The organism is Pseudofrankia sp. EUN1h, assembly GCF_001854645.1.
Classification (GTDB): Bacteria; Actinomycetota; Actinomycetes; order Frankiales; family Frankiaceae; genus Pseudofrankia; species Pseudofrankia saprophytica.
Map to the genome: position 1 here is coordinate 74,689 of NZ_MBLN01000047.1, position 12,556 is coordinate 87,244.

Below are 12,556 nucleotides of genomic sequence, written 5' to 3' on the forward strand. Positions count from 1 at the left end.
GGTACTGGCTGTGGGCCGGTGGCCGTGCGCGGCTCCGCCATGGTCACCGCGGGGGTTCCCGCCGACTGGGCGCCAGCAGATCGCCGGGGGGGCGCTTCGGCGGCGTCGGGACCGCTGCCCACGGGGGACGAGCGAAGGAGGAGATGAGCCCCGGCCGTCGCCGCGGGAGCCCGTAGAGCCGGCAGACCGCGATGTGATCGCATCTCGAAGTACCTCACGGCGTAGCGGGGACCTTTGATTCAAGATAGCGTTCGATCCAAGGGTCGAGCCGGCTCCCGGTTCGACAGCGGTGTGGCCTGCGTCTCGACTGAAGAAGCGATGTGGGCGATCGCCCAATTGCATTACGGGACACGCCGACAATGTTTCCGGGAAGTATCTTCGTGCAATTGCATGTTACCGGGCTGGGTCGGGCTGGCGGGCACGTTCGCCGGCCGCGGTCGCCGCTGCCTCGTCGGCTCGCGGCCGCCGTTATGGCGGTCCACGGTCGCGGCTCGCGCGCGGGTGGAGACCGGGCGGCGGCGGTCGGCGGGCACGGCCGGGCCGGCGGCGAGCGGCGCGCGATCACTGCCGGCGTCGGGGAGGCATGGCCGCCGGTAAGGTTGAGGGCATGGCCGCCGACTTCGCTGAGGAGCTCAAGAACCTCGACGCGACTCTGACCGGTATCGAGACCGTGTTGGACGTCGAGGGGCTGCGTAGGCGCGCCGAGGGCCTGGAGCAGGAAGCCGCTGACCCGGACCTGTGGAGCGACCAGGACCGGGCGCAGGCCGTCACCCGCAAGCTGTCGTCGGTGCGTGGCGACATCGGCCGCGTCGAGGGGCTGCGCCGCCRGCTGGACGACCTCATCGCCGCCTTCGACCTCGACGACGAGGACCTGATGGCGGAGGCCGCCGACCAGCTGCCCGCGATGTCCAGGGACATCTCGGCGCTGGAGGTCCGCACCCTGCTGTCTGGCGAGTTCGACGAGCGGGACGCGATCGTCCAGCTGTCCGCCGGCGCGGGCGGGGTCGACGCCGCCGACTGGACGGCGATGCTGCTGCGGATGTACACGCGCTGGGCCGAGCGGCACGGCTACACCACCGAGGTGTACGACTCGTCCGAGGCCGAGGAGGCCGGGCTCAAGTCGGCCACCTTCCTGATCAAGGCGCCATACGCGTACGGAACGCTGCGCAGCGAGCACGGGGTGCACCGGCTGGTTCGCATCAGCCCGTTCGACAACCAGAACCGCCGGCAGACGTCCTTCGCCGGGGTGGAGATCACCCCGGTCGTCGAGCAGTCCGACCACGTCGACATCGACGACAAGGACCTTCGGATCGATATTTTCCGGTCATCCGGCCCTGGTGGGCAGGGCGTCAATACGACCGACTCGGCCGTGCGTATCACCCACCTGCCGACCAATATCGTCGTCACCTGCCAGAACGAGCGCAGCCAGTTGCAGAACAAGGCGGCCGCGATGGTCGTTCTGCAGGCAAAGCTGCTGGAACGACGACGGGCCGAGGAAGCAGCCGAAAAGCAGCGGCTGACCGGCGGCCCGCAGGACGTCTCGTTCGGGTCGCAGATCCGTAACTATGTTCTGCACCCATATCAGATGGTCAAGGACCTGCGGACCGACGTGGAGACGTCCAACACCGGCGCGGTGCTGGACGGCGAGATAGACGAGTTCATCGACGCCGAGGTGCGCTGGCGGCGCTCGGCCGAGTCGGGCGCCAACTAGCGAACGCCGCCGACTCACGATGCGCACCCGGCCGCCCGGTTCACCAGGACGACGTCGTCCGCCCGCCGGGCGTCCGCACGGTTCGTGGTCGTGGTCCTGGTCGGCGGCGCGGCTCGCACCGGGACGGCGGTCGGCCGAACTGCGGGCCGAGCGGGCGCGGCTGCTGGAGCTGCTGGCCGAGCTCGGCGAACCGGTGGACCCTCCCGACCCGGCGGATCCAGCGCCGGGGCCCGATCTCACGGACCCCCCGAACCTCACGGAACTGGGCGGTCTGGCGGAGTTCTCGGACCTGGCCGACCTGCTGGAGCTGGCCGACACCGCCGAGCCGGGAGGGACCCCGCCTCCGCCGGCGGACTGACCTGGTCCTGACGCGGGCGTGGAGGCTGACAATGGCCGCGCCGGCGGCCGGATGGCGGAAAGGTGACCTGACGGTGGAGTCGAGTGTGGGAACGGCGGGCGCGGGCGTCGGCTGGGTGGCGCTGGTCGGGGGCGGGCCAGGCGCCGCCGATCTGATCACCGTTCGCGGCCTGAACCTCCTGCGCCGGGCGGACGTCGTCGTCGTCGATCGGCTGGCGCCCCGCCAGCTGCTCGCCGACCTCGGTCCCGAGGTGGAGATCGTCGACGCGGGCAAGGGGCCGCATGGTCACAACCTCAGCCAGGACGAGATCAATGTGCTGCTCGTCGAGCGGGCGCTGCGCGGCCGGCGCGTCGTCCGGCTCAAGGGTGGGGATCCGTTCCTGTTCGGCCGTGGGGGCGAGGAGGCGCTCGCCTGCGCCGCCGCCGGGGTGCCCTGCGAGGTGGTGCCTGGGGTGACCAGCGCGGTCGCGGTGCCGGCGCTTGCCGGCATACCGGTCACGCATCGCGGCGTCACCCAGGACCTCGCCATCGTCTCGGGGCATGTCGACCCCTCTCACCCCGGATCGACATCCAACTGGGATGCCCTTGCCTCCGGGCCTGGAACGGTGGTCGTCCTCATGGGCGTCGCGGCGCTGGCGGAGATCAGCCGCGAGCTGGTCAAGCGGGGTCGACCCGCGGCGACCCCCGTCGCCGTCATCCACGCCGGCACGACCACCCGCCAGCAGGTCGTGACCGGCACCCTCGGCGACATCGCGGCCGCGGTCACCACCGCCGGCCTGGGCTCTCCGGCCATCATCGTCATCGGCGAGGTCGTCACCCTGAGCGCGGAGATCGGCTCCTACCGGATCCCGGACTAAGCCAGCAGGTGGCCGGTGGCCGCCTGACGCCGGCTCCGCCGCCTGACGCCGGCTCCGCCGCCTGACGCCGGCTCCGCCGCCTGACGCCGGCTCCGCCGCCTGACGCCGGCTCCGCCGCCTGACGCCGGCTCCGCCGCCTGACGCCGGCTCCGCCGCCTGACGCCGGCTCCGCCGCCAGACGAACAGAGCCAACGACCGCCGGCGCAGCGAGGTGACACCGCTGGCGGCCGGATGACGCGGCTAGCGCAGCGAGATGATGCGGTCGTCGTCCTGGGCTGGCTGACCGCGGCCGTCGGTGTTGCTGGTGGCGACCCAGAGGGTGCCGTCGGGGGCGGTGACGATCGTGCGCAGGCGGCCGTAGACGTCGGCGCGCACCGCCCTGGGCGTGCCTGCCGTCGGCGCGCCCGTCGTCGGGGCGGTCGGCGAGGCGGTGCCCTGGGCGAGGCCCGGGCGCAGGTCGATCGTCCAGATCCGCTCGCCCTTCAGCGCGGCGGCGTAGAGGACGTCGCCCGCGATCGCCGCGCCGCTCGGTGAGGCGTCGTCGGTCGGCCAGGTGGCCACTGGGCTGGTGAAACGCCCGCCGTCGGTGTCGCCGACGCCCTCGACGACCGGCCAGCCGTAGTTCGCGCCCGGCCGGATCAGGTTGACCTCGTCCCAGGTGTCCTGGCCGAACTCGGTGGCCCACAGCCGGCCGGCGCTGTCCCAGGCCAGCCCCTGCACGTTGCGGTGGCCGAGGCTGTAGACCAGCGACCCCGGGAACGGGTTGTCCGGTGGGACCGAGCCGTCCGGGCGCATCCGGAGGATCTTGCCGTTGAGGCTCGCCAGGTTCTGCGCCCGGGTGCGGTCCGTGGCGTCCCCGACGCCGGCGTAGAGCATCCCGTCCGGGCCGAAGGCGATCCGGCCGCCGTCGTGGAACTGCGCGGAGGCGAGACCGGTGAGGATGGTCGTGACCTGGCCGATCTTGGGCGTCGCGCCCGCGCCCGCGCCGTCGCCGGTGCCGTCGAGCGTGAACCGGACGATCCGGTTGTCGGTGCGCGTCGTGAAGTAGGCGTAGACGAGGTGGTCGGACGGGTAGGTCGGCGAGACCGCCAGCCCCAGCAGGCCGCTCTCGCCGACGTGGTACACGCCGGGCAGCGCGCCGATCTCCACCGGGGTGCCGTAGCCGCCCTTGCCTCCGCCGTCGTCGGCCGGCATGAGCAGGATCTTGCCGCTGTCACGCTCGCCGATGAGCGCGTCGCCGTCCGGCAGGAACGCCAGCCCCCAGGGCGAGCGCAGCCCGGTCGCTATCACCCGGTCGGCCCGCGGGTCGTCGCCCGGCGCGGCGGACGCGGGCACGCCGCCCGGCGCGAGCGGTGTCGCGGTAGTCGGCCCGCCGGGCGTCCCGGGGCCGGTGTCGTCGGGCGTGCCGCCGGAGCATGCGCTCAGGACGGCGGCCAGGATTATCGCCACGACCCCCGCCATGATGATCAGCGGTGTCCGCGGCCGGCCTGCTGTCCTCAGGAAACGCCGGTCCAGACCAGATGCCATGGTTCCAGGATCCGCCACGGTCAGCTGGTCCGGGAATGACCCGACCTATCCGAATTCCGACGGGCGAAATCCCAACCCCGTGCCCGTATTCGTGCCCGCCTTGCTGGATCTGGTGCCTACTGGACCTGATGCGCGGCGAGCAGCGCCAGCGCGGTCAGGACGAGGAGCAGCAGGGCGACCAGCTGCGGGGAAACCGTGAACCCACCGGACTGGTGGTGGAGCTCGGCGCGGGCGGCCCGGCAGGTCGGGCAACGGCCTTCGGCCACTGGGCTCGCGCACCGCGCGCAGACCAGGTCGTCACAGCACATAGCCGCCGTCCCTTCTACCGTCCGCCGGGGCGGGCGCCGCCCCACGATGCGTTCTTCCCGGATCCGCCGGTGGGTTACCAGGCCGCGAGGGCCTCTTGCCCACCAAGTTCCCCGTCGTGATTCTTTGAGGTCATGATCCTTAAGAACCCATGATCCTAAGACCACACTGTCGGACGCTGTCTGTTCACCGTACGCCCGCTTACCGGTCACGACCATCTAGTCACCTACAGTGGTGAGAGCAGTTCGGACGGTGATGGATTGGGATGGTCGGGGCGGCGGCGGTTCAGGCGCCGCCGCACCGGCCGCCCGGAAGGGGCCCGGGATGATCCGGCTCGACGCGGTGACGATGACMTACCCGGCGGGCACCCGGCCGGCGCTGCGTGACCTCACCCTGCGCATCGACGAGGGGGAGTTCGTCTACCTCGTCGGCCCGTCCGGCTCGGGCAAGTCGACCCTCCTGCGGCTGTTGCTGCGCGAGGAACGAGCTACCAGCGGGCTGGTGACCCTCGACGGGATGGATCTCGCCGCGATCCCCGACCGGAGGGTGCCGCTGCTGCGCCGCGCCGTCGGCTGCGTGTTCCAGGACTTCCGGCTCCTGCCCGACCGCACCGTCGCCGGCAACGTCGCCTTCGCCCTCGACGTCGTCGGCCGGCCGCGGCACGTCGTTCGCGCGGTCGTGCCCGAGGTGCTCGGTCTCGTCGGCCTCGCCGGCAAGGAGAACCGCTACCCCGACGAGCTGTCCGGCGGCGAGCAGCAGCGGGTCGCGATCGCGCGGGCGTTCGTGGGCCGGCCGCGGGTCCTGCTCGCCGACGAGCCGACCGGCAACCTCGACCCGGCCACCAGCGAGGGAATCATGCGACTGTTGGACGCCGTCAACCGGACCGGGACGACGGTGGTGATGGCGACGCACAACGCCGGGCTGGTCGACGCGCGCCGCCGCCGGGTGATCGAGCTCGCGGACGGCGCCTGCGTCCGCGACGAGCACGGCGGCGCGTACGAGGCGGACGAGACGGGCACCGCCGCCGCGACACCGGGCCAGGGCACGACCGGCATGACGGCCGCCGCGGGCACTCCCGCGGGCGCGGGCGGCGGGGTGGACTAGGTGCGGATCGGGCCACTGCTCGCGATTCTCGGCGCCGGCCTGCGGCGCAACCTGGCAGTGACGTCGGCCGTGGTCATCACCGCGGCTGTGTGTCTGGGCATGCTGGGCGCGGGACTGCTGCTGCGCGCCGAGGTCCACACGATCGACGGCTACCTGGTCGACCAGCTGGAGGTCGTCATCGACCTCACCGACGACGTCACCCCGGCCCAGCGGACCGCGCTGACCGACGACCTGAAGGCCGACCCCGCCGTGCTGGCCGTCCGTTACGAGGACAAAGAGCAGGTCTACGAGCGCTTCAAGCGGGACTTCCGGTCCTCGCCCGACGTCGTCGCCGGGGTTGGGCCGGCCGACCTGCCGGCGGCGCTGCGGCTGCGGCTCGTCGACCCGCGCGCGGGTGACGAGATCGTCCTCGGCTACACCGGCCGCGACGGCGTCGAGGCCGTGCGCGACCAGCGCGCGCTGCTGCGGCCGCTCTACCGGGTGCTGGACGGGTTCAGCGTCGCCGCGTTCACGCTCGCCGCCGTGCAGGCGGCCGCGTCCGGCGCGCTGATCTACACGATGATCCGTGTCTCGGCACATGCCCGCCGCCGGGAGACGGCGATCATGCGGCTCGTAGGAGCGACGAACGCGACGATCCGGGCGCCGTTCGTGCTGGAGTGCGCCCTGTCGGGACTGACGGGTGGAATGGTGGCGGCGGCCGCGCTGGTTATGTGTAAGGCATTCCTGGTCGACGGGCGCTTCGCGCACCAGACGACGTTCCCGCTGTTCGGCTGGGACGCGGTGTGGGTGTCCGGCGGCGCGGTCATGGCGCTGGGCGCGCTGGCCGCGGCCGCGATGGGCAGCCTGGCTCTCCATCGTCACCTGCGGGCGTAGCGAGCCCCGCAGAGCTGCCGCGAGGCGACGCGAGGCGGGCGGCACCGCCCCCGCGCTCGCCGTCGCCGTCGTCCGAACGATCACGGGAAGCTCGGCGGCGCCCGAAGCGGCGGGCGTGGCGGTACCCTCGTGACCTTGGGGTGCTGGCCGCGCGGGGTTGGGCGCGGCTTCGCGAACGCGAGACAGAACGCGGTCTCGCGGACGCGCGAGGCGGACGCCAGCCAGAGGGCGACGCCAGTCAGAAGACGACGCCAGTCAGAAGACGACGCAAGACGGAAGACGGTTGAGGGAAGACGGTGCCGAAGGAGACCGGTCGCAAGACGATCGCGCAGAACCGGCGTGCCCGGCATGAGTACGACATCCTCGACACCTACGAGGCCGGCGTGGTGCTCACCGGCACCGAGGTCAAGTCGCTGCGGCATGGGCGGGCGTCGCTGGTCGACGGGTTCGCGCAGGTCGAGAACGGTGAGGTCTGGCTGCACAACGTCCACATTCCCGAGTACACCGAGGGGACGTGGACGAACCACGCGCCGCGGCGCAAGCGCAAGCTGCTGCTGCACCGCGACGAGATCGAGAAGCTCGTCGGCAAGACCAAGGAGGGCGGCCTGACCCTGGTTCCGCTCGTCCTGTACTGGAAGGACGGCCGGGCGAAGATCGAGGTCGCGCTCGCCCGCGGTCGCAAGAACTACGACAAGCGCGCCGCGCTCGCGGAGAAGGACGCCAAGCGCGAGATGGCCCGCATTATGGGCCGCCAGGCGAAGGGCCGTCACAGCTGAGCCAGCGCCCGCCGCGGGACGAGTCAGACGAGCTGGTGGACGGCGAGACCGCCGGTCCGTCCGGCTCGTCCAGCCGCTCTGGCTCGCCCGCCGAGTCCGGTTCGCCCGCTGAGTCCGGCTCGTTCGGCGAGCCCGGCGAGGCCGGCCAGTCGGGCTCGGCCGGGTCTGACTGGCTGGGCGAGCTGACCTCGACGCGGGGCGGGCGGCTGCTCGCGCGGGCGGCCGCGGCGCTCGAGGCCGGCGACGAGCTCGGGACCGGTGCCCGGTTGCGCGCCGCGGGGGTGCCGCCCGAGCTGGTCGCCGCCGCGTTCACCCAGGCGGAGTTGCGCCTGCGGGCGGCCGGCACGTTCACCCGCGCGGGCGAGATGCTGTTCACCAGGGCTGGGCTGGAGCAGTCGACAGCCGAGGCCGCGGCCCACCATCGCGCCGCCCGGTTCGCCGGGCTGGGCCGCGTCGCCGACCTCTGCACCGGCATCGGCGGGGACCTGCTCGCGCTGGCCGCCGCCGGCCACCCACTCGTCGCCGTCGACCGTGACCCCCTGCACCTGCGCATCGCCGTCCACAACGCGCGCGTCTACGCGCCAGACGCGGATCTCGACGCGCGCGGAGCGGACGTCCGGGACGTGGAGCTGGCGGGTATCGAGGCGGTGTTCGTCGACCCGGCGCGCCGCGCGGACGGCCGCCGGTTCGCCGCCGGTACCAGCGAGCCGCCGCTGCCCTGGTGCTTCGCGCTCGCGGAGCGGGTGCCCGCCGTCGCGGTGAAGGCGGCACCGGGGTTGCCGACGGCGCTCGTCCCGCCCGGCTGGGAGATCGAGTTCGTCGCCGACGGCCGCGACCTGAAGGAAGCGGTGCTGTTCTCGCCGGCCCTGGCCTACGGGACGCCGCGGCGCGCGACCGTCCTGCTCGACGGCGCCCTGCTCGACGGCCTCCTGCTCGAGGGCGTCCTGCTCGACGGTGTCCAGTTTGACGGCGTCCGGCTCGACGACGTTCCGCTCGAGGATGCCGGCTCGCCGAGCGGTGACGGACCGACGGCGGCGGTAGGGCCGCCGGAGATCTCGCCCGGGACCCCACCCGAGGYCCTGCCTGGGATCTCGCCCGAGCTGGGCCGGCAGAGCGTCGTGGCCGTGACGCTCGCCGGAGAACCCGACGGCGAGCCTGGCGACGACGGTGAGGAAGGTGTGGGCGCGCGCCGGCTCGGCGAGCCCGGCACCTATCTGTACGACCCGAGCCCGGCCGTCACCAGGGCTGGGCTCGTCGGTGAGCTCGCCCGCCGGCTCGGCGCGTGGCAGATCGACCCGATGATCGCCTTCCTTACGTCCGACCGGGCGGTCCCGACGCCGTTCGCCCGAATGCTGCGGGTCGAGGCGAGCCTGCCGTTCGACGTACGCCGGCTGACCGTCCTGCTGCGCGGCATGGGGATCGGCGCGTTGGACCTGCGTCGCCGGGGGCTCGCGGGCGACGTCGACGCCCTGCGCCGGCGGCTGCTTCCCGCCCGTCGCGACCTGGTCGCGGGTGGTCCGGCCGTCACCGTCGTCATGACGCGCCACCACGACCGTCCCTGGGCCTTCGTCTGCACCGCCCCAGCGAGCCCCAGCCACCGGGCGCCCCGAGCGGCCCGGCCATTCAGGCCGCCCGAGCCGCGCCGGGCGGCCGCGCGGCGCGGTGACGGTGCGGCAGAGTGATGGAACAGACGTCGATCCGGCATGGTTGCGTTGGCAACAATATGGTGAGGGCCGGATCTGAGGTCGGATGCGTGGTCGGCGCCGCCGGCCCAGTGACCAGGCCCAACGACCGGAGGCGGCGGGGACGATGGAAATCAAGGAACTCGGGCACCTGGTGCTCTACGTGCACGACATCGAACGATCGGCGTCGTTCTACCGGGACACTCTCGGATTCCGGCAGATCTTTCCGGATCCCGGCAATGACGGCCCGCTGCCGTTCCCCGCGGCGGGGTTCTCCTCGGGGCGGACCCACCACGAACTGCTGCTCATCGAGGTCGGCGAGGACGCGGCGGAGCTGCCGCGCGGCCGTCGCGTCGGGATGTACCACTTCGGGCTGAAGGTCGGCGACACCGACGACGAACTGCGCGAGGTGCTCGCCCAGATCACCGAGGCGGGCGTCTCGATCGCGGGCGCCTCCGACCACACGGTGACGCACAGCCTGTACATCTTTGACCCGGACGGCAACGAGATCGAGCTCTACATCGACGTCGCCGGCGTCGACTGGAAGAACGACCCGACCCTGGTCGCGGCCCCGATCCGCCCGCTGCGCCTCTAGCCCTCCGCCGCCGACGCCGAAGATCGGCCCCGGCCCACGATCGTTCATGATCGCCACGGCGAACGTTGGTTGGGGGCGGCGCCAGCGCCCGCCGCCAGCCAATCCCCGGGTGTCCGGGCGACACTGTGACGAGGGCGCGGGGCGCCCTTGGGTGGCGGACGCCGCGCACCCGACTGCCTGGTTACGGGCCGGTGCGCCTGGCGGGGGCTGGTGATGGTTCGGGGCTGGCGAGGTGGCCGGGCCGGTGGCCCGGTCGCGCACTGGCCGCGGGCCACGGCGGGTGCCCTGCTGTCGATGACGTTCGTGTCCGGGCTGGTGGACGCGGTCGTCTTCCTCGCCATCGGCCATCTGTTCGTGGCGATGGTGACCGGGAACATCATGTTCCTCGGCTTCACACTGGCCGGAGCGCCCGGTCACTCGGCCGCGCAGCTCGCGACCGCGGTGACCGGTTTCTTCGTTGGTGCCGTGGTCGGCGCGCCGCCCCGGCGCTCACCCGCCAGACCCGGCCCCACGGACGGCGCGATGCGCACGGACGACGCGGACGACGCGACGTGGGCCGCGCGGCGTCCGTTGGCGCTTGCGGCGGCGGCCTACGCCGGCCTGCTCGTCATCGGCCTCGTGATCGCCATGGTCTTCGACGCCGAGGCGGGCCGGATGCGGTACGTCATGATCGTCGTCCTGGGACTGGCGATGGGCATGCAGAACGCGGCCGGCCGTCGGCTGGCGATGCCGGACATTCCGACCAACGTGCTGACGACCCAGCTGACCATGATCGCGGCTGGTGGCTGGCGCACCGGTGAGCTGGGACGAAGCGCCCGGCGGCGTTCCGCCGCCCCGGTCGTGATGTTCAGCGGCGCGCTCGTCGGCGCCGCCACCTACCGCGCGGGCGGCGTACCGGTGCCGCTCGCACTCGCGTCCGCGCTCGCCGTCGTCGTCGCGCTGGAGGTCGCCACCGGCCGCGTCCGTCCGCCCTGAGCGTTGGGCGCTCGGGGCACGGCATGGGTGCGGGTGCGGGGTGCGTGGCACACCGCGGCGCCGGGGCGGGAACAAGCCCGGCTGGCGAGCGTTATACTTGCTGGTGGAAACGAACTTGCCGGGCGGACGAGCCGAGGGTATGTTCGATCACCAGGGCCTTCGGGCTCGTTGTTCCTCTTGAACTGCACAGCACGGTATGACACCCACGGTCAACGCATTGCCGCAAGGCGGGCATGGGCGTGGGAACCACCTTCGCCAAGGCACGATGATCGCGTCCGCGGTGGTGGTGTCTGAACCTGGGGGTGACCGGTTTCGACTTCGGACGCCACGCCAGGGGAAGCGGGCCGAGGATGAGCGGTTATCTCGCTAACGATCCGCTCAAAAAAATAGCTGCCAACAAGACGCAGCCTGTTACCTCCCGTTACGCCCTCGCGGCCTGACGAGATATAGGTAACTGTCAGCCTGGGAGCTCCTCCGGCCCAGGACCTGGCATCGCTAGGAGGATCACCTCGCCACCCGGTCACGGGGTAGCGCGGAACATCAAACAGTGACTGGGCCCACACCGGCCTGCCTGCGGGACCGGTGGGGCCGAGAAATAAGGAGCAGGCTGCGCCCGGAGAAGCCCTGACGCGCCGCCGGAGGACGCGGGTTCGATTCCCGCCACCTCCACCAGAGCCGCCAAGTTCGAACCATGATCTTGACGGCTTGTGGCCTTGTAAGACAGTTCGCCGCCCGGACGTCGTCCGGGCGGCGTTTTGCTGTGCCCATAAGGCGCTGTGCCCGTAAGTTGCGGCGCCCGTAAGTTGCTGTGCCCATAAGACGCCCAGTGGTGTCGTGGACGGGTTCGAGAATTTTTTGGGTGCATGAGACGTAGGTCCGGCCTTCGGGATGCACGCTCCAACGTGCCCACTGCCGCCGGAGGCTGCGACGTACGCGGCCTCGCCTGCCGCATGTACATCGCCTGAACCACGGCCGGTCTCGCATCTCATGATCTGGTGGGATCCTCGGAGCTATAACGCCGAAGATCCAACCAGATCATGAACGGCTCACCCGAGAACGCGCGGAGCGCGGCGCCCCGACGGGCCTCTTTACTGTGCGCGGCTGCGGCCACGTCCAGCCGCCGCCCGACGACGACCGCCCGCCTCGGCGCCCCCGCCCCGACGTCTGTCGGCAAAAAGTGACGGAATGACTTCGCTGTGTGTCGATCGTGCTAGCGGGGGTCGCGGGTCTGCCCCGACCATGACGGTGGCGTTGGCGACGGTGTGTTTGGGTGGCCAGTTGGGTGGGATAAAGCATCCGAAATCACGACGGGCGATCGTCGAATATGCTTCGCCTACCTGGAGGCTCCCGTGGTCTGGACCATCATCTTCTGGCTTTTGCTCGGCCTGGTCGCCGGCGCGGTCGCGCGTTTCGTCGTGCCCGGCCGTGACCCGATGGGCGTCGTCGGGACCATCGTCCTCGGGGTCGTCGGCTCGTTTCTCGGGGGATTTCTCGGATACCTCATCTTCGGTAAGGACCTGAGCGAKGGTGCGCTGCAGCCGTCCGGGGTCGTCGGGTCCATCATCGGCGCGATCGTCGTCCTGCTGGTCTACCGGGCCGCGAGCCACCGCCGCGTTCTGCGCTGACGGCGCTCCTCGGAGACGACCCCGTCAGCCCATAGGCGACCAGGATCGGCGGTCGGGGGCAGTCGCGGTCGGGGCAGGAGCCGGGTCTGATGTTCCGGAGAAACTCTGATGTTCCGGAGAAACTCGGCAGGCCTGGTTTCCCGCGGCGCCTTCGGTCGATGGCGGATC

The 12,556-nt window shown here is 71.8% G+C and carries 12 protein-coding genes and 1 other RNA gene; 11 read left to right on the forward strand and 2 right to left on the reverse strand.

Annotation, left to right across the window (positions count from 1 at the left end; all coding sequences use genetic code 11):
- Positions 1–607: 607 nt before the first annotated feature.
- From prfB to cobA, 3 genes are read left to right on the forward strand one after another with little or no spacing between them, the layout of a single operon-like run.
- Positions 608–1,711, forward strand: a complete 1,104-nt coding sequence (prfB, locus tag BCD49_RS13380; protein WP_071041548.1) for a peptide chain release factor 2 — start codon at positions 608–610, stop codon at positions 1,709–1,711.
- Between the two features lie 19 nt (positions 1,712–1,730).
- Positions 1,731–2,069, forward strand: a complete 339-nt coding sequence (locus BCD49_RS13385; RefSeq protein WP_007512827.1) for a hypothetical protein — start codon at positions 1,731–1,733, stop codon at positions 2,067–2,069.
- A 31-nt stretch (positions 2,070–2,100) separates the two neighbouring features.
- Positions 2,101–2,925: a uroporphyrinogen-III C-methyltransferase gene (gene cobA, locus BCD49_RS13390; protein WP_007512828.1), complete on the forward strand. Its 825-nt coding sequence runs from the start codon at positions 2,101–2,103 to the stop codon at positions 2,923–2,925.
- Positions 2,926–3,165: 240 nt separating this feature from the next.
- On the opposite strand, the gene BCD49_RS13395 is transcribed toward cobA, so the two are convergent.
- Both BCD49_RS13395 and BCD49_RS13400 read right to left on the reverse strand, forming a co-directional pair.
- Entirely contained in the window at positions 3,166–4,452 is a 1,287-nt protein-coding gene (locus BCD49_RS13395) for a PQQ-dependent sugar dehydrogenase (protein ID WP_007512830.1), read from the reverse strand.
- 116 nt (positions 4,453–4,568) lie between these two features.
- Positions 4,569–4,718 carry a hypothetical protein gene (locus tag BCD49_RS13400; protein WP_232793872.1) on the reverse strand — a complete coding sequence of 50 codons (150 nt, stop codon included), beginning with the start codon at positions 4,716–4,718 and terminating at the stop codon, positions 4,569–4,571.
- Positions 4,719–5,082: 364 nt separating this feature from the next.
- On the opposite strand from BCD49_RS13400, the gene ftsE reads away from it, so the two are divergent.
- The 8 genes from ftsE (at position 5,083) to BCD49_RS13440 (ending at position 12,388) form a co-directional block, all read left to right on the forward strand.
- Entirely contained in the window at positions 5,083–5,862 is a 780-nt protein-coding gene (gene ftsE, locus BCD49_RS13405; RefSeq protein ID WP_232793871.1) for a cell division ATP-binding protein FtsE, read from the forward strand.
- Positions 5,863–6,735, forward strand: coding sequence for a permease-like cell division protein FtsX (gene ftsX, locus BCD49_RS13410; RefSeq protein ID WP_007512836.1), 873 nt, complete (start codon positions 5,863–5,865; stop codon positions 6,733–6,735).
- A 296-nt stretch (positions 6,736–7,031) separates the two neighbouring features.
- Positions 7,032–7,511: an SsrA-binding protein SmpB gene (gene smpB / locus BCD49_RS13415; protein WP_007512838.1), complete on the forward strand. Its 480-nt coding sequence runs from the start codon at positions 7,032–7,034 to the stop codon at positions 7,509–7,511.
- Between the two features lie 35 nt (positions 7,512–7,546).
- Positions 7,547–9,193, forward strand: a complete 1,647-nt coding sequence (locus BCD49_RS40585; protein ID WP_083401431.1) for a THUMP-like domain-containing protein — start codon at positions 7,547–7,549, stop codon at positions 9,191–9,193.
- Between the two features lie 127 nt (positions 9,194–9,320).
- Complete coding sequence (locus BCD49_RS13425) at positions 9,321–9,788, forward strand: VOC family protein (RefSeq protein ID WP_007512840.1); 468 nt, start codon at positions 9,321–9,323, stop codon at positions 9,786–9,788.
- A gap of 213 nt (positions 9,789–10,001) precedes the next feature.
- Complete coding sequence (locus BCD49_RS13430) at positions 10,002–10,763, forward strand: YoaK family protein (protein WP_007512841.1); 762 nt, start codon at positions 10,002–10,004, stop codon at positions 10,761–10,763.
- A 298-nt stretch (positions 10,764–11,061) separates the two neighbouring features.
- Positions 11,062–11,435, forward strand: a transfer-messenger RNA (tmRNA) gene (gene ssrA / locus BCD49_RS13435).
- A 677-nt stretch (positions 11,436–12,112) separates the two neighbouring features.
- Positions 12,113–12,388 carry a GlsB/YeaQ/YmgE family stress response membrane protein gene (locus BCD49_RS13440; RefSeq protein WP_071041534.1) on the forward strand — a complete coding sequence of 92 codons (276 nt, stop codon included), beginning with the start codon at positions 12,113–12,115 and terminating at the stop codon, positions 12,386–12,388.
- Positions 12,389–12,556: the final 168 nt, after the last annotated feature.

What these genes read in the sequence shown, in the direction of transcription:
- BCD49_RS13430 (WP_007512841.1), top strand. Translation starts at nt 10,002, where the DNA reads ATGGTTCGGGGCTGGCGAGGTGGCCGGGCCGGTGGCCCGGTCGCGCAC.
- BCD49_RS13395 (WP_007512830.1), bottom strand. Translation starts at nt 4,452, where the DNA reads ATGGCATCTGGTCTGGACCGGCGTTTCCTGAGGACAGCAGGCCGGCCG.
- cobA (WP_007512828.1), top strand. Translation starts at nt 2,101, where the DNA reads ATGGCCGCGCCGGCGGCCGGATGGCGGAAAGGTGACCTGACGGTGGAG.
- BCD49_RS13425 (WP_007512840.1), top strand. Translation starts at nt 9,321, where the DNA reads ATGGAAATCAAGGAACTCGGGCACCTGGTGCTCTACGTGCACGACATC.
- BCD49_RS13385 (WP_007512827.1), top strand. Translation starts at nt 1,731, where the DNA reads ATGCGCACCCGGCCGCCCGGTTCACCAGGACGACGTCGTCCGCCCGCC.